This is a genomic window from Streptomyces katrae (assembly GCF_002028425.1).
GTDB lineage: Bacteria > Actinomycetota > Actinomycetes > Streptomycetales > Streptomycetaceae > Streptomyces > Streptomyces katrae_A.
Genome location: NZ_CP020042.1, coordinates 4,156,207 through 4,179,738, shown reverse-complemented (window position 1 = coordinate 4,179,738; position 23,532 = coordinate 4,156,207). Strand labels below are relative to the sequence as shown.

The following is a 23,532-nucleotide window of genomic DNA, read 5'->3' as shown; positions in this document are numbered from 1 at the left end:
CATGCACGACGCCAGAGGTAGGGAGCCGCGCCCGCGCGGCGGCGGCATCCCCGACGGAGCACTGGTCGGCCTCCTGGCCTTCCTCCTCGGCCTCGCCGTCCTGGTCTGGTCGGCCACCGGCCTGGCGGCCCTCTTCGCCAAGGGCGCCTGGCCGTCCACGGTCACCTTCACCCGCACCCCGGGCGCGGTCCGCGCCCTGATAGCGCAACCGCACGACATCCCGGCCGCCTGGCCCGACACCGACCCGGCGGCACTCTCCGGCTGGGGCCTGTTCTGGGGCCTGTTCATCAGCCAGCTCCTGGTCCTGCTGGTCCTGACGATCTTCACCCTGGGCGTGTTCACCCGGACGAAGGCCCGCCGCGCCCGCGCCAAGGCACAAACCCCCGCACCGGCCGCCCCGGCACCCGCAACGGACTCGCTCTCCGCTCCCGGTGCCGCCCAGGCCTCGGACGCGGGCGCCCACCCGGCGCCCGCCACAGGCCGCGCCCCGGCCACGGCGCCCCCGCACGACGGCCCGGATCCGACCTCCCGCCCGGCACGCGTTCCCGCCTCGCACCCGGCACCGGGCCCGCGCACGGACTCGCCGTCCAGCACGGCCTCCCGCCCGCACCCCGGCCCTTCCACCCCCGGCACGACCGACGGCCCGGCCCCGGCCTGGGACCCCACCTCCGGCCAGGGCACGCACCAAGCACCGCACCCGGCTCCGGTGCCGGCCCCCACCGCCGCCCGTACCAGGGCCCCGGGCCCGAACCCGGCCCCCTCTGCCACGCCCGCAGACCCCGGCACCCACCCCGCCCCGTCCCCGCACGCACCCCGCCACCACGACGGGAACGAGGCCCCGCCCCCGGCCGTACTCCCCGCGCCGGCCCAGCCGGCACCCACCCCGGTATCCGCCGCCGCGCACGCCCCCGTCTCCGCACCGGCCCCCGCGCATCTCCGGGCCCGTACCGCTCCGGCGGCGGCGGCCCCCGCCCAGGAGGCCTACCGCTACGGCTTCGGCTACGCACCGGCCGCCCGCCCCACGGCACCGCCACCGGCCCCCCGCGTCGCCTACGCACCCCCGGCCGGCCGCCACCGCCTCGCCGCCCAGGCCGTCTCCGCCGCCGAAGGCGCCGTCCTGGTGGTCACGTCCTCCCCCGCCCTCTGGCAGGACACCAAGGACGCCCGCGCCAAGCTCGGCCCGGTCCTCCTCTACGACCCCTCACACCTGTGCGACACCCCGGCCCGCCTGCACTGGAACCCCGCCGACGGCTGCGCCGACCGCGAGACCGCCGCCGCCCGGGCGATCGCCCTGCTGGCCCCCGTACGCCCCCAGGCCCGCCTCGACGCGGCCGTCGCGGACACCGCCGAAACCCTCGTCCGCAGCTGGCTCCAGGCAGCCGCCCTCGAGGGCCTCCCGTTCAAACAGCTGGCCCGGTGGGCCCAGGGCAACGGCTCCCAGGAACCGGTCCGCGTCCTGCGCACCCACCCCCAGGCCGCCCCGGGCGCGGCCGGCGAACTCGAAAGCGCCCTCATCGCCCACCCCGAACGCCGGGAGCAGGCCCAGTACCTGACGGCCCGCGCCCTGTCCTGCCTGACCTCGGTCCACATCCGCGAGGCCTGCAACCCGAACCGAACGGACGCCCTCACCCTGGCATCGTTCGCAGCCGAAGGGGGCACCCTCTACGTAGTGGGTGAGCCCCTGGAGGACCCGCGCACCCGGCCGGGTGTGATGCCCCTGCTCACCGCACTCGCCTCGCACGTGGTCGAGCACGGCCGCCGCATGGCCGCACGGTCATCCGACGGTCGGCTCGACCCACCAATGACGCTGGTCCTGGAGGACGTGGCGGCCGTCGCCCCCGTCCCCCAGCTCCCCGACCTCCTCATGGACGAGAAGCTCCCCCTCCTGGCCCTGTGCCGCAGCCGCGAACAGGCCCGCGCCCGCTGGCCGGAGTGGCCCGTCGCCTAAGGACATCAGGGGCGCGTGAACAGGTATTCGTGCTCCTTGGCGGACGGGTCGTCCGGCTTCGGGATCACCAGCCCGCTCGGCCGGAACCCGAACCGCCGGTAGAACCCGGCGGCCCGCTCGTTCTTCTCGTGCACGAAGAGCCGCACATGCCCCAGCACGGGCTCTTCCCGCGCCCACACCCACTCCAGCGCCGCCTCGAACAGTGCGTCGGTCAGCCCGCTGCCCCGCTGCTCGGGCCGTACGAACACGCCGACGACATGCGCCTGGTCGACGTCGACGGCCTGGCCGAGGAAGTCGCTGGTCCCCGCAGCCTCGATGAACACGGACACGGACCCGTCCCACTGCCCGTCGGGCGCCTCGGCGATGAACTGCCCGACGTGGACGCCCTCCGCCGCCCCGGCCGCCCGGTCCTGCCAGTGCTCGTCGGGCTTGGCGGCGGCCTGCTCGAAGGTCTCGAGGAAGGCCAGCGACGCGGCGGGATCACGCAGCGCGTCCAGCCTCAGGTCCTTGACCTTCTGCCACTCGTCGGCCCGCACGGCCCGGATCACGTGCTGCTGCTGCTTCTTCTGCTGCTCCATGCACGCATCCAAACGCGCCGCTCACAACAGGTCAACGCAATATCCCGACCCGACCGGCCTTCTGGCCGTAAACGCAGAAAAGCCCCGCACCATGACTGGTGCGGGGCTTTCCCACAATGATTGTTCGGCGGCGTCCTACTCTCCCACAGGGTCCCCCCTGCAGTACCATCGGCGCTGAAAGGCTTAGCTTCCGGGTTCGGAATGTAACCGGGCGTTTCCCTAACGCTATGACCACCGAAACACTATGAAGTTGAACTCAAGCCGGCAAGGCGAGTTCGTTACTTCAGAACTAACACAGTGGACGCGAGCAACTGAGGACAAGCCCTCGGCCTATTAGTACCAGTCAGCTCCACCCGTTACCGGGCTTCCACATCTGGCCTATCAACCCAGTCGTCTACTGGGAGCCTTACCCTCTCAAGGAGGTGGGAATACTCATCTTGAAGCAGGCTTCCCGCTTAGATGCTTTCAGCGGTTATCCCTCCCGAACGTAGCCAACCAGCCATGCCCTTGGCAGGACAACTGGCACACCAGAGGTTCGTCCGTCCCGGTCCTCTCGTACTAGGGACAGCCCTTCTCAATATTCCTACGCGCACAGCGGATAGGGACCGAACTGTCTCACGACGTTCTAAACCCAGCTCGCGTACCGCTTTAATGGGCGAACAGCCCAACCCTTGGGACCGACTCCAGCCCCAGGATGCGACGAGCCGACATCGAGGTGCCAAACCATCCCGTCGATATGGACTCTTGGGGAAGATCAGCCTGTTATCCCCGGGGTACCTTTTATCCGTTGAGCGACGGCGCTTCCACAAGCCACCGCCGGATCACTAGTCCCGACTTTCGTCCCTGCTCGACCCGTCGGTCTCACAGTCAAGCTCCCTTGTGCACTTACACTCAACACCTGATTGCCAACCAGGCTGAGGGAACCTTTGGGCGCCTCCGTTACCCTTTGGGAGGCAACCGCCCCAGTTAAACTACCCATCAGACACTGTCCCTGATCCGGATCACGGACCGAGGTTAGACATCCAGCACGACCAGAGTGGTATTTCAACGGCGACTCCACAACCACTGGCGTGGCTGCTTCAAAGTCTCCCACCTATCCTACACAAGCCGAACCGAACACCAATATCAAACTGTAGTAAAGGTCCCGGGGTCTTTCCGTCCTGCTGCGCGAAACGAGCATCTTTACTCGTAGTGCAATTTCACCGGGCCTATGGTTGAGACAGTCGAGAAGTCGTTACGCCATTCGTGCAGGTCGGAACTTACCCGACAAGGAATTTCGCTACCTTAGGATGGTTATAGTTACCACCGCCGTTTACTGGCGCTTAAGTTCTCAGCTTCGCAACCCCGAAAGGTCACTAACCGGTCCCCTTAACGTTCCAGCACCGGGCAGGCGTCAGTCCGTATACATCGCCTTACGGCTTCGCACGGACCTGTGTTTTTAGTAAACAGTCGCTTCTCGCTGGTCTCTGCGGCCACCCCCAGCTCAGAGAGCAAGTCTCATCACCAGGAATGGCCCCCCTTCTCCCGAAGTTACGGGGGCATTTTGCCGAGTTCCTTAACCATAGTTCACCCGAACGCCTCGGTATTCTCTACCTGACCACCTGAGTCGGTTTAGGGTACGGGCCGCCATGAAACTCGCTAGAGGCTTTTCTCGACAGCATAGGATCATCCACTTCACCACAATCGGCTCGGCATCAGGTCTCAGCCTTATATGAGGGACGGATTTGCCTACCCCTCGGCCTACACCCTTACCCCGGGACAACCACCGCCCGGGCTGGACTACCTTCCTGCGTCACCCCATCGCTTACCTACTACCACCTTGGGCCGGCGGCTCCACCACTTTCCTTTCCCCGAAGGGTCCGGAACGGCTTCACGGCCTTAGCATCAGAGGATTCGATATTGGGCGTTTCAAAGCGGGTACCGGAATATCAACCGGTTGTCCATCGACTACGCCTGTCGGCCTCGCCTTAGGTCCCGACTTACCCTGGGCAGATCAGCTTGACCCAGGAACCCTTAGTCAATCGGCGCACACGTTTCTCACGTGTGTATCGCTACTCATGCCTGCATTCTCACTCGTGAACCGTCCACAACTAGCTTCCGCTGCTGCTTCACCCGGCACACGACGCTCCCCTACCCATCACAGCAGGCGTTGGCCCTATTGCTGCAATGACACGACTTCGGCGGTACGCTTGAGCCCCGCTACATTGTCGGCGCGGAATCACTTGACCAGTGAGCTATTACGCACTCTTTCAAGGGTGGCTGCTTCTAAGCCAACCTCCTGGTTGTCTCTGCGACTCCACATCCTTTCCCACTTAGCGTACGCTTAGGGGCCTTAGTCGATGCTCTGGGCTGTTTCCCTCTCGACCATGGAGCTTATCCCCCACAGTCTCACTGCCGTGCTCTCACTTACCGGCATTCGGAGTTTGGCTAAGGTCAGTAACCCGGTAGGGCCCATCGCCTATCCAGTGCTCTACCTCCGGCAAGAAACACACGACGCTGCACCTAAATGCATTTCGGGGAGAACCAGCTATCACGGAGTTTGATTGGCCTTTCACCCCTAACCACAGGTCATCCCCCAGGTTTTCAACCCTGGTGGGTTCGGTCCTCCACGAAGTCTTACCTCCGCTTCAACCTGCCCATGGCTAGATCACTCCGCTTCGGGTCTAGAGCGTGCAACTCAATCGCCCTATTCGGACTCGCTTTCGCTACGGCTTCCCCACACGGGTTAACCTCGCTACACACCGCTAACTCGCAGGCTCATTCTTCAAAAGGCACGCAGTCACGAGACGTACAAGTACGTCCGACGCTCCCACGGCTTGTAGGCACACGGTTTCAGGTACTATTTCACTCCGCTCCCGCGGTACTTTTCACCATTCCCTCACGGTACTATCCGCTATCGGTCACCAGGGAATATTTAGGCTTAGCGGGTGGTCCCGCCAGATTCACACGGGATTTCTCGGGCCCCGTGCTACTTGGGAGATGAGCAAGCAAGCCGTACAGATTTCAGCTACGGGGGTCTTACCCTCTACGCCGGACCTTTCGCATGTCCTTCGCCTATCCATACGGTTTCTGACTCGCCTCACAGCCGGCAGACTGTGAAAGCTCATTCCCACAACCCCGCATGCGCAACCCCTGCCGGGTATCACACGCATACGGTTTGGCCTCATCCGGTTTCGCTCGCCACTACTCCCGGAATCACGGTTGTTTTCTCTTCCTGAGGGTACTGAGATGTTTCACTTCCCCTCGTTCCCTCCACATGCCCTATGTGTTCAGGCATGGGTGACAGCCCATGACGACTGCCGGGTTTCCCCATTCGGACACCCCCGGATCAAAGCTCAGTTGGCAGCTCCCCGGGGCCTATCGCGGCCTCTCACGTCCTTCATCGGTTCCTGGTGCCAAGGCATCCACCGTGCGCCCTTAAAAACTTGGCCACAGATGCTCGCGTCCACTGTGTAGTTCTCAAATAACGACCAGCCACCCGTCACACCCTGCCGAAACAGAGCTTTACCGGGGCCGGCACTGAAGACTGACCAAATCGGCCGTGCCTTCAGGACCCAACAACGTGCCAAGCACGATCTCTTTCAGTGACTCACTTTCCACGCCGAAGCAGTACTCGTGATCCATCCAGAAGACCGTGCCAACTAATCAACGTTCCACCCATGAGCTGACCGTGCAGAACATTTGCCTGCAATCGGTACTGTGCTCCTTAGAAAGGAGGTGATCCAGCCGCACCTTCCGGTACGGCTACCTTGTTACGACTTCGTCCCAATCGCCAGTCCCACCTTCGACAGCTCCCTCCACAAGGGTTGGGCCACCGGCTTCGGGTGTTACCGACTTTCGTGACGTGACGGGCGGTGTGTACAAGGCCCGGGAACGTATTCACCGCAGCAATGCTGATCTGCGATTACTAGCGACTCCGACTTCATGGGGTCGAGTTGCAGACCCCAATCCGAACTGAGACCGGCTTTTTGAGATTCGCTCCACCTCACGGTATCGCAGCTCATTGTACCGGCCATTGTAGCACGTGTGCAGCCCAAGACATAAGGGGCATGATGACTTGACGTCGTCCCCACCTTCCTCCGAGTTGACCCCGGCGGTCTCCTGTGAGTCCCCATCACCCCGAAGGGCATGCTGGCAACACAGGACAAGGGTTGCGCTCGTTGCGGGACTTAACCCAACATCTCACGACACGAGCTGACGACAGCCATGCACCACCTGTATACCGACCACAAGGGGGGCACTATCTCTAATGCTTTCCGGTATATGTCAAGCCTTGGTAAGGTTCTTCGCGTTGCGTCGAATTAAGCCACATGCTCCGCCGCTTGTGCGGGCCCCCGTCAATTCCTTTGAGTTTTAGCCTTGCGGCCGTACTCCCCAGGCGGGGAACTTAATGCGTTAGCTGCGGCACCGACGACGTGGAATGTCGCCAACACCTAGTTCCCAACGTTTACGGCGTGGACTACCAGGGTATCTAATCCTGTTCGCTCCCCACGCTTTCGCTCCTCAGCGTCAGTAATGGCCCAGAGATCCGCCTTCGCCACCGGTGTTCCTCCTGATATCTGCGCATTTCACCGCTACACCAGGAATTCCGATCTCCCCTACCACACTCTAGCTAGCCCGTATCGAATGCAGACCCGAGGTTAAGCCTCGGGCTTTCACATCCGACGTGACAAGCCGCCTACGAGCTCTTTACGCCCAATAATTCCGGACAACGCTTGCGCCCTACGTATTACCGCGGCTGCTGGCACGTAGTTAGCCGGCGCTTCTTCTGCAAGTACCGTCACTTTCGCTTCTTCCCTGCTGAAAGAGGTTTACAACCCGAAGGCCGTCATCCCTCACGCGGCGTCGCTGCATCAGGCTTTCGCCCATTGTGCAATATTCCCCACTGCTGCCTCCCGTAGGAGTCTGGGCCGTGTCTCAGTCCCAGTGTGGCCGGTCGCCCTCTCAGGCCGGCTACCCGTCGTCGCCTTGGTGGGCCGTTACCCCACCAACAAGCTGATAGGCCGCGGGCTCATCCTTCACCGCCGGAGCTTTCCACCGCAGGAGATGCCTCCCGCAGTCGTATCCGGTATTAGACCCCGTTTCCAGGGCTTGTCCCAGAGTGAAGGGCAGATTGCCCACGTGTTACTCACCCGTTCGCCACTAATCCCCTCCCGAAGGAGGTTCATCGTTCGACTTGCATGTGTTAAGCACGCCGCCAGCGTTCGTCCTGAGCCAGGATCAAACTCTCCATGAATGTTTACCGGTAATCCGGTGCACACGCACGAAAGAGCGGGCCAGTCACGGTCGGAATAAGACCGACTGACCACAACGTCCTCGCTGTGTTTGTCGCCTGCCAGCGCCCGAAGGCCCGACAGGTCTTTTTCAAAGGAACCTCATCCACCGAAGTGGACGGGGTATCAACTTCTGGCGTTGATTTTTGGCACGCTGTTGAGTTCTCAAGGAACGGACGCTTCCTTTGTACTCACCCTCTCGGGCTTTCCTCCGGGCTTTCGTTCTTTCTTCGTTTCCGACTCTATCAGACTCTTTCGGGCCCGACTTCCTCGGTGCTTTCCAGGTTCTGCGCTTTCGCGCTTTCCCTTTCCGGCGGTTCCGACTCTATCAGAAGTTTTCCACCGGATTTCCCGGCTTCGACGTTCCGAATGAAGAGTCGAGTGCACCCCACATGGAATTCGATTCGCTGCGGGGTGGGTGTCGCCGAACCTCTCCGGTTCGAGGCAACCGTTTGACTCTACATCCGGCCCCCAGGGGTGTCAAAACGAGGTGGGGGCCTCATGGACACGCCTCAACAGCTCCATCAACACGCCCTGCTCATCCGCCGTCAGCGGCGCCAGGAGCTGCTCGTTCGCCTCCTCCGCGAGGGTGGCGCAGCGGGCCAGGGCCGCCTCTCCCTCCGGGGTCACCGTCACCGCGTTCTTGCGGCGGTCGGCCGGGTCCGGGGCCCGCAGGACCAGGCCCGCCTCTTGGAGGTGGTTGAGGATCCCGACCATGTCCTTCGGGTCCACCGCGAGCCGGCGGCCGAGGTCCGCCTGTGCGACGGGACCGTACTCGGCAGTTGCGGCCAGCACCGCGTGCTGCATCAGCTTCAGCCCCTCCGCCGCGATCGCGTCGGCGACCAGGCCCCGCCCGCGCGCCGCGACGCGGCCAACGAGCCAACTGGGCAGGGACTGGATGTGCGCGAGGGCCGAGGACGAAGGGGGCGGTGAGGGCTGGGACTTGACCATGCAGCCACCCTACCCAGAAATCATTGGACTTCCCCACGACCTTAGCCATATCGTTGGGGCACCCAATGAAAACGGATCGGGGGAGGTCCTGTGCTGCGCATCCGCCACGAGGTCAACGGTGGGCCGGAAGTCCTGTTCGCCGAAGAGGTCGACCGCCCGGAGGCGGCCCCCGGGGAGCTGCTCGTCCGTACCGGGGCGATCGGCGTCACGCTGCCCACCGTCCGCAAGGTCCGCGAGGGCAGCGGGCCTGTCTCGTTCGGCGGGGAGGTCGCCGGGACCGTCGTCTCCACCGGCGCGGACGTCACCGGCTTCGCCGTCGGCGACCGCGTCACCGGACTGTGCTTCGCCGACGCCTACGCCGAGTACGCCGTCCTGAACGCCGCGCTCGCCACCACCGTCCCGGACGACGCCACCGCCGTGGACGCGGTCGCCCTCGTCCGCAGCGGGCTCGTGGCGCGCGGGGCGTTCGAGGCCGGGCGGGTACAGCCCGGCCAGTCGGTGCTCATCACGGCGGCGGCCAGCGCGGTGGGCACCCTCGCCCTCCAGCTCGCCAAGGCCGGAGGGGCGGGACGGGTCGTCGCCGCCGTCGGCAGCGCCGACAAGGCCGACTTCGTGCGCGGGCTGGGCGCCGACGAGGTCGTGCTGTACGAGGACGCCGACTGGGGAGCCCCGTACGACGTCATCCTCGACGGCGTCGGCGGCGAGCTGCTGGGCCCGGCCGTGCGCGCCCTGGCCATGGGCGGCCGGCTGGTGGCCTTCAGCTCCGGCGGCGGCACGGTGGAGGCGTACGAGCTGCTGGTGCGCGGCGCCTCGGTGATCGGCTTCCAGATGCGGGCCATCGCCCTCGGCCGACCCGACCTGTACGCCCGCTGGCAGCGCGAGCTCTGGGAGCAGCGCGCAGCCGGCACCCTGCGCACCACTGTCCACGAGGAGATCCCCCTCGCGGAGGCGGCTCGCGCCCACGCGGTCATCGAGCAGCGCCGCAACCGCGGCAAGGTGGTCCTCGTCCCCTAGAAGACTGATGAAGATCTTGTTGAGGGGCCGTCCGGCCGTAGGCCGGGCGGCCCCTCTGGTTATGTGATGGCCGGTGCGAGGTGCCAGGTGCCGCCTGTGTGAGTGAGTCCGAGGTTGATCAGGCGGCGGAGGTTGAGGGCGGCTGCTCGGGTGTGGAGCCAGGCGTTGTTGCTGATGGTGCCCCGGTAGCGGAGTCGGCGGTTGCCGTGGTGGACGAGCCAGGCGACGGCACGTTCGACTGGTGGCCGCCAGCGGCGGTAGTCGGCCTGCCAGGCGGGGTCGGTGGCGGCCTGGCGGCGGGCCGCGGCTTGGAGATCGTGGTGGGGGCGGATGGTCAGGACGCGTCCGGCTTTGGCCTTGGTGCACTGCTCACGCAGCGGGCATCGGGTGCACACGTTCCCGAAGACGGCCCTGCGCTGGTGGTGGCGGCCGCCGGGCTCGGACAGGCCGACGGTGTGGCCTTGGGGGCAGGTCACGGTGGCGGCCGAGGTGTCGATGGCGAAGTCGTCGAGGGTGAAGCCGTCTGGGACGGCCGGCCGCAGCGGGGCGGGTTTGAGGAACAGCCGGTGTCCGGCCTCTTCGAGGGCCTGGCGGGCGTCGCCGGTGGAGTAGGCGGTGTCACCGAAGGCGTCCACCGGGGTGTCCTCCTCGGCCAGCAGTTCAAGGCCGACGGCTGCCTCGTGGTGCTCTGGCCCGGCCCCGGGCCGCAGGGCGACGGCGGTGTATAACCCGGTCTCCGGCTCGACGGCGAGGTGGGCCTTGTATCCGTCCTGCTGATGGGAGCGGGTCTTGTGGATGTGCCGGGACTCGGGGTCGACGGTGGAGATCATCCGGTCCGGGGCGGTCCCTTGGGTGATGCGCCAGCGGCCGTCACGGCCGTCGGAGTCCTCGGCCGGTTCCACGTCCTGCCCGGCGACCAGCGCGAGGATGCCGACCGCGTTCGCTGCCTTCTCGCCCAGTTCCTGCTCGGGCAGATGCCCGAGCAGTCTGACCGCGTCGCCGACGAGCGCGTCGACCAGGTTGGCTCGTGCCTGGGCATCGTTCCAGGTGATGCGGGGTTTGCCCGGGTCGGTGTAGTCGTGGGCGGTGCACTGCGCGGCGGCAGCCTCGGCGCCGCCGGGGACTTCCCGGATCACCACCCGGATGGCGCCGATGATCTGGGTGACGGTGTCCTGGGTGGCGACCGCGTCGTCCAGCACGGTGGAGTCCAGTGCCCGCCGGTGCTTGCCCCTGAGGACACCGGTGGCCTTCACGACCTCCCGCACGGCCTCGAAGGCCCGGTTCGGGCTGGTGGAGCGGGCCAGCCGGCGCCGGAAGTACGCCAGAAGCGACGGGTCGAACGCGGTGTCATGCAGTCCCAGCCCGCACGCGGCCTTCCACCGCAGGTCACACCGCAGTTCCTGGACCGTCTCGAAGTCCGACATGCCGTGCAGGGCCTGCAATGTGATCGCCGCGGCCAGAATCTGCGGCGGCATGGACGGCCGCCCGTTCGCCGACGGATACATGTCCGCGAACATCGCCGCGGGGAACAACCGGCCACGGTGCTCGGCCAGGAACGCGAACACACTCCCAGCCGGAATCAACTCCCGGCACGTCGCCCACACATCAGGTCCGACCGTCTCCCCGACCCACTCCCCTTGAACCACAACACGAGTCTGGCCCCACCGCTGACGCGGCGGGGCCAGAACCCAACATCTTCATCAGTCTTCTAAGCGCCGTCGACGGGCTCGGCGCCGGGCGGCCGGCGATGCCCGGCAGCGTGCAACCCGCTCAACGCCGCCTGGTCATTGGCCACCAGCACCTGGGCCAGCCGCGCCGCGGCGGCGACCACGCCCGGCCAACCCGGCGAGTCCAGATAGACCTCGTCGCGGGCGGCGGCGCCGACCGCCTCCTGTACCGCGCCGTAGGCAGCACCGAGTCGTGCCATCAGCTCGACCTCCTCCTCGCTGCGGAGGCACTGCCCCAGCCAGGGCAGAGGGTCGTCCGCATCGCAGAAGTCGTCGAAGAGCACGTGCACGGTGTAGTCGAGGTCCTCGAACCGATCCGGATCGAGCCACACCTCCCGCTGCCACGTCGGACTGGCCAGCGCCACGACCGCGGGCACGATATGCAGGCGGTGCTCAGGCAGCGCAATACCGTGATCGATCACGGGCCCACCGCGAACGACGGCCACCGGCCGGCCTCGGTCATCGGAACCGTCTCCTCGCGCCATGCCCCTCGTCGAGCTGCCGGGCCTAGGCCGACCATCAGGAACAACGTGGTCACACCCCGATCGTGTCAGGGGGGCCGGGTGGACGACCAGCACCTCGTCTGCCTGATCGTGGCCTGATCTACAGGCGGATCGACGCGACGGTGACGGGCGGGCCCTGGGATGGCCGGGAGCGTGTGCCGGATACCGCGTCGTCGCAGGTATTCGCGGCACGGCCCGTTGCTGTAGGCCTTGTCGGCCGCGAGGCTGTCCGGCTTCTTGCGGGGCCTGCTGCCCGGCCCTGGCCGTGGCACGCGGATCTTCTCCAGGACCAGCATGGCGAAGCCAGGGTGGCCAGCGCGCATACCTTCGACCGGCGTCGGTCGGATAGCGTGCGGGGCATGTCGAGTCCTGAGTCAGACGAGGTGGGGGCTTTCGGTCACGCCGTCAGCCCCCTGAACCACTGAGTTCGTAGCCCTGCGGCACACCGCTTTCTGCGGTGGAACGAGTGTGCGCTTGGGGCTGGCCGCGGTGACGAGATGACCTTCTCGTGCCTCTCCTCACCTCGGAGCCACTCGATGCCTCTCCCGCTGTACCTGCTTGCCATGGCGGTCTTCGCCATGGGCACCTCGGAGTTCATGCTCGCCGGCCTCTTGCCGGACATCGCCTCGGACCTTGACGTCACGGTCGGGACAGCAGGAGCCCTCACCTCGGCCTTCGCGACCGGCATGATCGTCGGGGCCCCCTTGGTGGCCGCGCTTGCCCGTAACTGGCCCAGGCGCTCCAGCCTCCTCGGGTTCGTCCTCGCTTTCGCAGCAGCTCACGCCTTGGGCGCCATCACCACAAGCTTCCCCGTCCTGCTCGCCACCCGAGTCGTCGCCGCGCTCGCGAACGCAGGGTTCCTTGCCGTCGCTCTGACGGCTGCCGCCACGCTGGTCTCGCCCGACAGGAAGGGACGCGCGCTGGCCGTGCTGCTGTCCGGCACGACGGTGGCCACGATCGCCGGTGTCCCCGGTGGGTCGGTGCTCGGCACGGTTCTCGGCTGGCGGGCCACCTTCTGGGCTGTCGCCGCTCTCTGCCTGCCGGCAGCTCTCGGCATCCTGAGGGGAATCCCAGCAGGAGGCGACGGGGATGAGGCGACTGGAAGGCCGGCGTTGCGAGCGGAGCTCGCTCAGCTCGCACGGCCGCGGTTGATTCTGGTGATGGTGCTTGGCGCGCTGGTGAACGCGGCAACCTTCGGAAGCCTCACCTTCCTCGCCCCCGTGGTGACCGACAGAGCCGGGCTGGGCGAGTTGTGGGTCTCTGTCGCTCTGGTGCTTTTCGGCGTCGGTTCATCCGTGGGCGTCGCCGTCGCCGGCCGGCTGTCCGACCGGCGTCCTGGTCCGGTCATCGCAGTCGGCGGTCCGTTGCTGCTCATCGGCTGGCCGGCCCTGGCGATGCTGGCCAACGAGCCGGTCGCCCTGTTCATCCTCGTGTTCGTGCAGGGCGCACTGTCGTTCGCGCTGGGCAGCACGCTGATCACACGGGTCCTCTACGAGGCCGCGGAAGCCCCCACCATGGCCGGCTCGTATGCGACGGCGGCGCTCAACGTGGGCGCCGCCGTCGGCCCCGTCATCGCTGCGGCCACCCTCGGCACGGAAGCCGGAGACCGCGGGCCGCTCTGGGCAAGCGGGCTCCTGGTCGCGGTAGCGCTGCTCATCGCGTTCCCTCTCCTCACCGCCATCACGGCCGGCCGAAGCACCAAGGTGCTCCGGTGACACCACCGAACGCCCCCTTGAACATCGAGGGACGCCGAAGGCTCGCGGAGCGCCGCCGCACCCGTCCGACCGCGCACGTCGCCGCCGAGGCCGGCTTCCTCGCCGTCGCCCTGGCCGACATGGCACGGGCCGCGGGGCGGAACGAGGACGTCGCCGCGCTGTCGGCCGCCCGTACCGGGGCGGTACACCGCTGCGAGGACCCAGCGTGCCGGCGGCCCGTCCCTCGCCCGCCCCCGCCGTCTTCCTGCCCGCCACGGTCCGGGGTGGCCGGGCCACCTAGCGGTGGCTTCGTGGGCCGTCCCTCACTGGTCGACGAAGGTCAGGCTCGTCGCGTCGTAGCGGGCGCCCGCGATCTGTTCGCTGGGGGCCGCGGCCTCGATGGCGGCCAGGTCTTCGGGCGTCAGCTCGACGGACAGCGCCGCGATGTTCTCCTCGAGGTACTTCTCCCGCCGGGTGCCGGGGATCGGTACGACGTCCTCGCCGCGGTGCTGCACCCAGGCCAGGGCGAGCTGGCCCGCGGTGATGCCCTTGGCCGCGGCCAGTTCCTCGAGCTTCGCGACGATCGCCAGGTTCCGGTCGAGGTTGCCGTCGGCGAACCTCGGCTGCGTGCGCCGTAGGTCGGTCTCCGCCAGGCCCTCGACCGAGTTGTAGCGGCCGGTGAGGAAGCCCCGGCCGAGCGGGGAGAACGGGACGAGGCCGATGCCGAGTTCGCGGCAGACCGGGGCAGCTTCCGCCTCCAGGTCCCGGGTCCAGAGGGACCACTCACTCTGCAGCGCCGTGATCGGGTGCACGGCGTGGGCCCGGCGGATCGTCTCCGCACCGGCCTCCGACAGCCCGAGGTGGCGGACCTTGCCGGCCTGGACCAGCTCGGCCATGGCGCCGACGGTCTCCTCGATCGGCACCTGCGGGTCGACCCGGTGCTGGTAGTAGAGGTCGATGTGGTCGACCCCGAGGCGTCGCAGCGAGGCCTCGCACGCCTGGCGCACGTAGGCGGCGTCGCCGCGGATCACGGTGGGCTCGCCCAGCCGGTTGGCGAAGCCGAACTTCGTCGCGATGACCGCCTCGTCTCGCCGCCCGGCGACGGCCCGCCCGATCAGTTCCTCGTTGTGCCCGGAGCCGTAGAAGTCGGCGGTGTCCAGGAGGGTCACCCCGAGGTCGAGGGCCCGGTTGAGGGTCGCGATCGACTGCGCGTCGTCCGAGTCCCCGTAGCCGTGGCTCATCCCCATGCAGCCCAACCCCTGTGCGGACACAGCGAGTTCACCCAAGTACCGGATGCCTGCGTCGATCATTTCGATGCCTCCCCCGAGCTGGAAAACCGTATGCCCCGACGCTATGACTTGGAGTGCACTCCATGTCAAACGATCTCTGTGCCGGCTGGTCAGCTCCCCTGGTCAGCTCCCGCAGTCGAGCGTCGCCAGGCCCCCCGAGACGATGGGGTCGCCGGGGGTCCCGTGCACGGTCAGCGAACCGCCGCCGTCCTCGTGCCGGCCCAGCTCGTACGTTCCCGCGGCGATGGGCCGGTGGCCGTCGTCGGCGATCCAGGAGCCCGACGGCCGCCAGCCGATGTGGCTGGCGCCGATCGCATAGACGTCACCGCTGCCGAGTACGAGGAACGAGGTCTCCCGGACGACGGCGGTGCAGCCATCGGGGCCCGTGGGGTGCAGGACGTAGTACTCCGCGCCGAGTTCGTCGAGGGCGCCGGCCGCACAGCTCAGCACCGCCGCGGTCGCAGCGACTACCCGCAGACCGGACATCAAGGCCGACCGGCTGTGCTCCACCGTCCGGCCGGCCTCGGAACGCAGCCACAGGGCGCGCAAACCGGCGGCGACCACGGCCGCACAGACCAGGACGACGCACAGCACCCACCCGGACACCACGTGCCCGAAGACCAGGAGCACCATGTCGCTCCATCCCGCGGCCGCGGCCAGCAGCAGGAGCCCGACCCCGGCCATGTCGTAGCCGGCGGCCCTCCCGGTCCCTTCCCCCTTCCCCTTCGGCTTCCCCTTCCGCTGCCACTTCTGGCTGACCGCAGCCTCCCCGCTGCTCATACTGCTCATCCATGCAGATTACGGCCGTCCGGTCTTCTGGCCGTAAACGCAGAAAAGCCCCGCACCATGACTGGTGCGGGGCTTTCCCACAATGATTGTTCGGCGGCGTCCTACTCTCCCACAGGGTCCCCCCTGCAGTACCATCGGCGCTGAAAGGCTTAGCTTCCGGGTTCGGAATGTAACCGGGCGTTTCCCTAACGCTATGACCACCGAAACACTATGAAGTTGAACTCAAGCCGGCAAGGCGAGTTCGTTACTTCAGAACTAACACAGTGGACGCGAGCAACTGAGGACAAGCCCTCGGCCTATTAGTACCAGTCAGCTCCACCCGTTACCGGGCTTCCACATCTGGCCTATCAACCCAGTCGTCTACTGGGAGCCTTACCCTCTCAAGGAGGTGGGAATACTCATCTTGAAGCAGGCTTCCCGCTTAGATGCTTTCAGCGGTTATCCCTCCCGAACGTAGCCAACCAGCCATGCCCTTGGCAGGACAACTGGCACACCAGAGGTTCGTCCGTCCCGGTCCTCTCGTACTAGGGACAGCCCTTCTCAATATTCCTACGCGCACAGCGGATAGGGACCGAACTGTCTCACGACGTTCTAAACCCAGCTCGCGTACCGCTTTAATGGGCGAACAGCCCAACCCTTGGGACCGACTCCAGCCCCAGGATGCGACGAGCCGACATCGAGGTGCCAAACCATCCCGTCGATATGGACTCTTGGGGAAGATCAGCCTGTTATCCCCGGGGTACCTTTTATCCGTTGAGCGACGGCGCTTCCACAAGCCACCGCCGGATCACTAGTCCCGACTTTCGTCCCTGCTCGACCCGTCGGTCTCACAGTCAAGCTCCCTTGTGCACTTACACTCAACACCTGATTGCCAACCAGGCTGAGGGAACCTTTGGGCGCCTCCGTTACCCTTTGGGAGGCAACCGCCCCAGTTAAACTACCCATCAGACACTGTCCCTGATCCGGATCACGGACCGAGGTTAGACATCCAGCACGACCAGAGTGGTATTTCAACGGCGACTCCACAACCACTGGCGTGGCTGCTTCAAAGTCTCCCACCTATCCTACACAAGCCGAACCGAACACCAATATCAAACTGTAGTAAAGGTCCCGGGGTCTTTCCGTCCTGCTGCGCGAAACGAGCATCTTTACTCGTAGTGCAATTTCACCGGGCCTATGGTTGAGACAGTCGAGAAGTCGTTACGCCATTCGTGCAGGTCGGAACTTACCCGACAAGGAATTTCGCTACCTTAGGATGGTTATAGTTACCACCGCCGTTTACTGGCGCTTAAGTTCTCAGCTTCGCAACCCCGAAAGGTCACTAACCGGTCCCCTTAACGTTCCAGCACCGGGCAGGCGTCAGTCCGTATACATCGCCTTACGGCTTCGCACGGACCTGTGTTTTTAGTAAACAGTCGCTTCTCGCTGGTCTCTGCGGCCACCCCCAGCTCAGAGAGCAAGTCTCATCACCAGGAATGGCCCCCCTTCTCCCGAAGTTACGGGGGCATTTTGCCGAGTTCCTTAACCATAGTTCACCCGAACGCCTCGGTATTCTCTACCTGACCACCTGAGTCGGTTTAGGGTACGGGCCGCCATGAAACTCGCTAGAGGCTTTTCTCGACAGCATAGGATCATCCACTTCACCACAATCGGCTCGGCATCAGGTCTCAGCCTTATATGAGGGACGGATTTGCCTACCCCTCGGCCTACACCCTTACCCCGGGACAACCACCGCCCGGGCTGGACTACCTTCCTGCGTCACCCCATCGCTTACCTACTACCACCTTGGGCCGGCGGCTCCACCACTTTCCTTTCCCCGAAGGGTCCGGAACGGCTTCACGGCCTTAGCATCAGAGGATTCGATATTGGGCGTTTCAAAGCGGGTACCGGAATATCAACCGGTTGTCCATCGACTACGCCTGTCGGCCTCGCCTTAGGTCCCGACTTACCCTGGGCAGATCAGCTTGACCCAGGAACCCTTAGTCAATCGGCGCACACGTTTCTCACGTGTGTATCGCTACTCATGCCTGCATTCTCACTCGTGAACCGTCCACAACTAGCTTCCGCTGCTGCTTCACCCGGCACACGACGCTCCCCTACCCATCACAGCAGGCGTTGGCCCTATTGCTGCAATGACACGACTTCGGCGGTACGCTTGAGCCCCGCTACATTGTCGGCGCGGAATCACTTGACCAGTGAGCTATTACGCACTCTTTCAAGGGTGGCTGCTTCTAAGCCAACCTCCTGGTTGTCTCTGCGACTCCACATCCTTTCCCACTTAGCGTACGCTTAGGGGCCTTAGTCGATGCTCTGGGCTGTTTCCCTCTCGACCATGGAGCTTATCCCCCACAGTCTCACTGCCGTGCTCTCACTTACCGGCATTCGGAGTTTGGCTAAGGTCAGTAACCCGGTAGGGCCCATCGCCTATCCAGTGCTCTACCTCCGGCAAGAAACACACGACGCTGCACCTAAATGCATTTCGGGGAGAACCAGCTATCACGGAGTTTGATTGGCCTTTCACCCCTAACCACAGGTCATCCCCCAGGTTTTCAACCCTGGTGGGTTCGGTCCTCCACGAAGTCTTACCTCCGCTTCAACCTGCCCATGGCTAGATCACTCCGCTTCGGGTCTAGAGCGTGCAACTCAATCGCCCTATTCGGACTCGCTTTCGCTACGGCTTCCCCACACGGGTTAACCTCGCTACACACCGCTAACTCGCAGGCTCATTCTTCAAAAGGCACGCAGTCACGAGGATCCGAAGATCCCGACGCTCCCACGGCTTGTAGGCACACGGTTTCAGGTACTATTTCACTCCGCTCCCGCGGTACTTTTCACCATTCCCTCACGGTACTATCCGCTATCGGTCACCAGGGAATATTTAGGCTTAGCGGGTGGTCCCGCCAGATTCACACGGGATTTCTCGGGCCCCGTGCTACTTGGGAGATGAGCAAGCAAGCCGTACAGATTTCAGCTACGGGGGTCTTACCCTCTACGCCGGACCTTTCGCATGTCCTTCGCCTATCCATACGGTTTCTGACTCGCCTCACAGCCGGCAGACTGTGAAAGCTCATTCCCACAACCCCGCATGCGCAACCCCTGCCGGGTATCACACGCATACGGTTTGGCCTCATCCGGTTTCGCTCGCCACTACTCCCGGAATCACGGTTGTTTTCTCTTCCTGAGGGTACTGAGATGTTTCACTTCCCCTCGTTCCCTCCACATGCCCTATGTGTTCAGGCATGGGTGACAGCCCATGACGACTGCCGGGTTTCCCCATTCGGACACCCCCGGATCAAAGCTCAGTTGGCAGCTCCCCGGGGCCTATCGCGGCCTCTCACGTCCTTCATCGGTTCCTGGTGCCAAGGCATCCACCGTGCGCCCTTAAAAACTTGGCCACAGATGCTCGCGTCCACTGTGTAGTTCTCAAATAACGACCAGCCACCCGTCACACCCTGCCGAAACAGAGCTTTACCGGGGCCGGCACTGAAGACTGACCAAATCGGCCGTGCCTTCAGGACCCAACAACGTGCCAAGCACAGTCACTCATCGAATCACGCTTTCCACGCCGAAGCAGTACTCACGACTTCTCAGATCTGACTGTGCCAACTAATCAACGTTCCACCCATGAGCTGACCGTGCAGAACATTTGCCTGCAATCGGTACTGTGCTCCTTAGAAAGGAGGTGATCCAGCCGCACCTTCCGGTACGGCTACCTTGTTACGACTTCGTCCCAATCGCCAGTCCCACCTTCGACAGCTCCCTCCACAAGGGTTGGGCCACCGGCTTCGGGTGTTACCGACTTTCGTGACGTGACGGGCGGTGTGTACAAGGCCCGGGAACGTATTCACCGCAGCAATGCTGATCTGCGATTACTAGCGACTCCGACTTCATGGGGTCGAGTTGCAGACCCCAATCCGAACTGAGACCGGCTTTTTGAGATTCGCTCCACCTCACGGTATCGCAGCTCATTGTACCGGCCATTGTAGCACGTGTGCAGCCCAAGACATAAGGGGCATGATGACTTGACGTCGTCCCCACCTTCCTCCGAGTTGACCCCGGCGGTCTCCTGTGAGTCCCCATCACCCCGAAGGGCATGCTGGCAACACAGGACAAGGGTTGCGCTCGTTGCGGGACTTAACCCAACATCTCACGACACGAGCTGACGACAGCCATGCACCACCTGTATACCGACCACAAGGGGGGCACTATCTCTAATGCTTTCCGGTATATGTCAAGCCTTGGTAAGGTTCTTCGCGTTGCGTCGAATTAAGCCACATGCTCCGCCGCTTGTGCGGGCCCCCGTCAATTCCTTTGAGTTTTAGCCTTGCGGCCGTACTCCCCAGGCGGGGAACTTAATGCGTTAGCTGCGGCACCGACGACGTGGAATGTCGCCAACACCTAGTTCCCAACGTTTACGGCGTGGACTACCAGGGTATCTAATCCTGTTCGCTCCCCACGCTTTCGCTCCTCAGCGTCAGTAATGGCCCAGAGATCCGCCTTCGCCACCGGTGTTCCTCCTGATATCTGCGCATTTCACCGCTACACCAGGAATTCCGATCTCCCCTACCACACTCTAGCTAGCCCGTATCGAATGCAGACCCGAGGTTAAGCCTCGGGCTTTCACATCCGACGTGACAAGCCGCCTACGAGCTCTTTACGCCCAATAATTCCGGACAACGCTTGCGCCCTACGTATTACCGCGGCTGCTGGCACGTAGTTAGCCGGCGCTTCTTCTGCAGGTACCGTCACTTTCGCTTCTTCCCTGCTGAAAGAGGTTTACAACCCGAAGGCCGTCATCCCTCACGCGGCGTCGCTGCATCAGGCTTTCGCCCATTGTGCAATATTCCCCACTGCTGCCTCCCGTAGGAGTCTGGGCCGTGTCTCAGTCCCAGTGTGGCCGGTCGCCCTCTCAGGCCGGCTACCCGTCGTCGCCTTGGTGGGCCGTTACCCCACCAACAAGCTGATAGGCCGCGGGCTCATCCTTCACCGCCGGAGCTTTCCACCGCAGGAGATGCCTCCCGCAGTCGTATCCGGTATTAGACCCCGTTTCCAGGGCTTGTCCCAGAGTGAAGGGCAGATTGCCCACGTGTTACTCACCCGTTCGCCACTAATCCCCTCCCGAAGGAGGTTCATCGTTCGACTTGCATGTGTTAAGCACGCCGCCAGCGTTCGTCCTGAGCCAGGATCAAACTCTCCATGAATGTTTACCGGTAATCCGGTGCACACGCACGAAAGAGCGGGCCAGTCACGGTCGGAATAAGACCGACTGACCACAACGTCCTCGCTGTGTTTGTCGCCTGCCAGTGCCCGAAGGCCCGACAGGTCTTTTTCAAAGGAACCTCATCCACCGAAGTGGACGGGGTATCAACTTCTGGCGTTGATTTTTGGCACGCTGTTGAGTTCTCAAGGAACGGACGCTTCCTTTGTACTCACCCTCGCGGGCTTTCCTCCGGGCTTTCGTTCTTTCTTCGTTTCCGACTCTATCAGATCCTTTCGGGCCTGACCCCCAGTCAGCGGGGTTTGTCTTCCGGGCTGTTGGGCCCTTCCGACTCCTGAACTCTAGCGGATTTTCCCGGCAACCGATAATCGGGCCTTCGGAAATGAATTCGGACATGCCGAATTCGTTCCCGGTGGGAGATCGTGCTGAGTAGGTTGCCGCGACGAGGCGGCGGATTCGTTGACCTCAGAACCTTCCGGCGCTGGGGCAACTCGAAGAACCTTACGGATCCCCGGGGGGCGTGTCAACCCGGGAGGTCGGGGCCCGTCGGGGGTCGCTCAGGTGCGGGACTGGAGGTCCTCCACGCGGGCCAGGACCCGGGTGAGCATGTCCCCCAGTACTCCGCGCTCCGCGGTGGAGAGGTCCTGGAGGAGGTCCTCCTCGAACACCGTCGCCGCGCGCATCGCGTCCAGCCACTTGCTGCGGCCCTCGTCCGTCAGCTCCACGATCACGCGGACCCGGTTGGACTCGTCCCGCTCCCGGGTGACCAGGCCCTCGGCCGTCATGCGGTCGATCCGGTGGGTCATGGCCGCCGGCGTCAGGCTCAGCTGCTTCGCGAGCTCGCTGGGGCCCATCCGGTACGGGGCGCCCGAGAGGACCAGGGCCTTGAGGACCTCCCACTCCGCGTTGCTGATGCCGAGGGCGGCCGTCTGGCGGCCATACGCGACGTTCATGCGGCGGTTGAGGCGGCTGAGGGCCGAGACGACCTTCTCCACCTGGGGGTCCAGGTCCTGGAACTCGCGCTGGTAGACGGCGATCTGCTCGTCGAGGCTCGGCTCGTGGACGGGCGTGGCGCCGTCGGGGGTGTCAGCCATGGACCGAAGTATCCCATGAACCCGTTGGCGTCTAACTCCTTCGATGTGTAGAGTTAAGCATCGAACTTTAGGTATGAAGTCTTCAGGCTTTAGCTATCAGGGCAGGTGAGAAGTGACCAAGGTGATGGGCGCTGCGATGCGGCGGATCCAGGCCGGGAACGCGCTGACCGCGTTCGGCATCGGTTTCACGGTTCCGTTCCTCTACATCTATGTGGCGCAGGTGCGGGGGCTGGGCTCCATGGCCGCCACGAGTGCGTTCGTGGCGTTCGCCCTGGGTGCTCTCGTCGCGCTGCCCTTCACCGGCCGGGTCATCGACCGGCGTGGTCCGGTGCCCGTGGTCATGGGTGCGGCCGTGGCCGCGTCCGCGGGTGCGCTCTCCCTCGGGCTCTCCTCCGGCGTGGTGCCGATCCTGCTGTCGGCCCTGGCGCTGGGTGCCGGGCAGGCCGTGATGCAGCCGGCGCTGGCCACGATGATCGTGTGGTGCTCGACCCCGTCGACCCGTACGCGTGCGTTCGCGCTGCAGTTCTTCATGCAGAACCTGGGGCTGGGCATCGGCGGGCTGGCCGGCGGCCAGATCGTCGACGTGAGCCGGCCGGGGAGCTTCACCCTGCTGTTCGGCATCGAGGCCGTGATGTTCCTGGTGCTGGCCGCGGTCATCGCCACCGTGCGGATGCCGCAGGCGCCCGGCATCAAGGACGCGGTGCCGAAGGGCCAGGGTGCGGGTGGCGGCTGGGCGCGGCTGCTGCGCCACAAGGCGATGGTGCAGCTGTGCCTGCTGGGCTTCGTGCTCTTCTTCGCCTGCTACGGACAGTTCGAGTCGGGTCTGGCTGCCTTCGGTACGGAGGCCGCGGGGATCTCCCCGTCCACGCTGGGGTTCGCGCTGGCCGCCAACACGGGTGCGATCGTCGTGGCGCAGTTCGTGGTGCTGAAGCTCGTCGAGAAGCGGCGGCGTTCGCGGGTCATCGCGCTGGTCGGGCTGATCTGGACCGTGGCGTGGCTGATCGCCGGGTTCTCGGGGCTGGGGCACGGCAGCGCGACGATGGCCGCCGCCGCGTTCGTGAGCACGTACGCGCTCTTCGGGATCGGTGAGGCGATGCTGTCGCCGACGCTGGCGCCGCTGGTGGCGGACCTGGCTCCGGAGGGTTCGGTCGGTCAGTACAACTCGGCGTTCGCGCTGGTCAAGCAGATGGCGCTGGCGCTGGGGCCGCTGGGCGTGCCGCTGGGCGCCGGGGTTCCGATGCTCTACATCGGGATCTTCGTGCTGGTGTCGCTGGGGATCGCCGGGCTGGCGCTGCGGCTGGGCCGGCAGCTGAGCCCGGCGCAGGACAACCCGTCATTGCTGGGCGGCCGGGTCGTGGCGCAGGGTCCGGCGGTGGCCGGCAAGGGTGCGGAGCGGCCGGCGGAGCGGGTGGCCGTGTAAGAGGCGTGGTGGTGGGAGAGGCCCCGGTCCTGGT

Annotated in this window: 11 protein-coding genes, 6 rRNA genes and 1 pseudogene; 4 read left to right on the top strand and 14 right to left on the bottom strand. The window is 64.9% G+C overall.

The window, feature by feature from the left end:
- The first annotated feature begins 1 nt into the window (after position 1).
- A complete protein-coding gene (locus B4U46_RS19050; RefSeq protein ID WP_237292989.1) occupies positions 2–1,948 on the top strand; it encodes a type VI secretion protein in 1,947 nt (648 codons plus the stop codon).
- Between the two features lie 5 nt (positions 1,949–1,953).
- On the opposite strand, the gene B4U46_RS19045 is transcribed toward B4U46_RS19050, so the two are convergent.
- The 5 genes from B4U46_RS19045 to B4U46_RS19020 all read right to left on the bottom strand — a co-directional run bounded on the left by B4U46_RS19045 (position 1,954) and on the right by B4U46_RS19020 (position 8,750).
- On the bottom strand, positions 1,954–2,526 hold the full coding sequence (locus B4U46_RS19045; protein ID WP_079428959.1) for a GNAT family N-acetyltransferase: 573 nt from the start codon (positions 2,524–2,526) through the stop codon (positions 1,954–1,956).
- Positions 2,527–2,648: 122 nt separating this feature from the next.
- Positions 2,649–2,765: ribosomal RNA gene (gene rrf, locus B4U46_RS19040) — 5S ribosomal RNA — on the bottom strand.
- A 74-nt stretch (positions 2,766–2,839) separates the two neighbouring features.
- Positions 2,840–5,957, bottom strand: a 23S ribosomal RNA gene (locus B4U46_RS19035).
- Positions 5,958–6,236: 279 nt separating this feature from the next.
- Positions 6,237–7,762, bottom strand: a 16S ribosomal RNA gene (locus tag B4U46_RS19030).
- Together the 16S, 23S and 5S rRNA genes form the textbook arrangement of a ribosomal RNA operon.
- Before the next feature lie 517 nt (positions 7,763–8,279).
- Complete coding sequence (locus B4U46_RS19020; RefSeq protein WP_079428957.1) at positions 8,280–8,750, bottom strand: MarR family winged helix-turn-helix transcriptional regulator; 471 nt, start codon at positions 8,748–8,750, stop codon at positions 8,280–8,282.
- 90 nt (positions 8,751–8,840) lie between these two features.
- Between B4U46_RS19020 and B4U46_RS19015 the strand changes: the two genes are divergently transcribed.
- Complete coding sequence (locus B4U46_RS19015; RefSeq protein WP_079428956.1) at positions 8,841–9,764, top strand: quinone oxidoreductase family protein; 924 nt, start codon at positions 8,841–8,843, stop codon at positions 9,762–9,764.
- A 59-nt stretch (positions 9,765–9,823) separates the two neighbouring features.
- Here B4U46_RS19015 and B4U46_RS19010 read toward each other — a convergent pair whose 3' ends face one another.
- The 3 genes and pseudogenes from B4U46_RS19010 to B4U46_RS39110 form a co-directional block, all read right to left on the bottom strand.
- Positions 9,824–11,368 carry an IS1182 family transposase gene (locus B4U46_RS19010; protein ID WP_079423731.1) on the bottom strand — a complete coding sequence of 515 codons (1,545 nt, stop codon included), beginning with the start codon at positions 11,366–11,368 and terminating at the stop codon, positions 9,824–9,826.
- A gap of 104 nt (positions 11,369–11,472) precedes the next feature.
- The gene (locus B4U46_RS19005; protein ID WP_167747598.1) at positions 11,473–11,913 is read right to left on the bottom strand and encodes an SCO4402 family protein; all 441 of its coding nucleotides are present in this window, start codon (positions 11,911–11,913) and stop codon (positions 11,473–11,475) included.
- 227 nt (positions 11,914–12,140) lie between these two features.
- Positions 12,141–12,287: pseudogene (locus tag B4U46_RS39110) on the bottom strand (IS5/IS1182 family transposase); the annotation flags it as partial.
- 243 nt (positions 12,288–12,530) lie between these two features.
- Between B4U46_RS39110 and B4U46_RS19000 the strand changes: the two are divergent.
- Entirely contained in the window at positions 12,531–13,709 is a 1,179-nt protein-coding gene (locus B4U46_RS19000) for a Cmx/CmrA family chloramphenicol efflux MFS transporter (protein WP_079428955.1), read from the top strand.
- Between the two features lie 302 nt (positions 13,710–14,011).
- Here B4U46_RS19000 and B4U46_RS18995 read toward each other — a convergent pair whose 3' ends face one another.
- From B4U46_RS18995 to B4U46_RS18965, 6 genes are all read right to left on the bottom strand, one after another.
- Positions 14,012–14,998 carry an aldo/keto reductase gene (locus B4U46_RS18995; RefSeq protein WP_079428954.1) on the bottom strand — a complete coding sequence of 329 codons (987 nt, stop codon included), beginning with the start codon at positions 14,996–14,998 and terminating at the stop codon, positions 14,012–14,014.
- Between the two features lie 102 nt (positions 14,999–15,100).
- A complete protein-coding gene (locus B4U46_RS18990; protein ID WP_123995811.1) occupies positions 15,101–15,766 on the bottom strand; it encodes a hypothetical protein in 666 nt (221 codons plus the stop codon).
- An 88-nt stretch (positions 15,767–15,854) separates the two neighbouring features.
- Positions 15,855–15,971: ribosomal RNA gene (gene rrf, locus B4U46_RS18985) — 5S ribosomal RNA — on the bottom strand.
- A gap of 74 nt (positions 15,972–16,045) precedes the next feature.
- A 23S ribosomal RNA gene (locus B4U46_RS18980) occupies positions 16,046–19,161 on the bottom strand.
- 280 nt (positions 19,162–19,441) lie between these two features.
- Positions 19,442–20,967: ribosomal RNA gene (locus B4U46_RS18975) — 16S ribosomal RNA — on the bottom strand.
- A gap of 574 nt (positions 20,968–21,541) precedes the next feature.
- On the bottom strand, positions 21,542–22,078 hold the full coding sequence (locus B4U46_RS18965; protein ID WP_079428951.1) for a MarR family winged helix-turn-helix transcriptional regulator: 537 nt from the start codon (positions 22,076–22,078) through the stop codon (positions 21,542–21,544).
- A 124-nt stretch (positions 22,079–22,202) separates the two neighbouring features.
- On the opposite strand from B4U46_RS18965, the gene B4U46_RS18960 reads away from it, so the two are divergent.
- On the top strand, positions 22,203–23,498 hold the full coding sequence (locus tag B4U46_RS18960) for an MFS transporter (RefSeq protein WP_167747647.1): 1,296 nt from the start codon (positions 22,203–22,205) through the stop codon (positions 23,496–23,498).
- Positions 23,499–23,532: the final 34 nt, after the last annotated feature.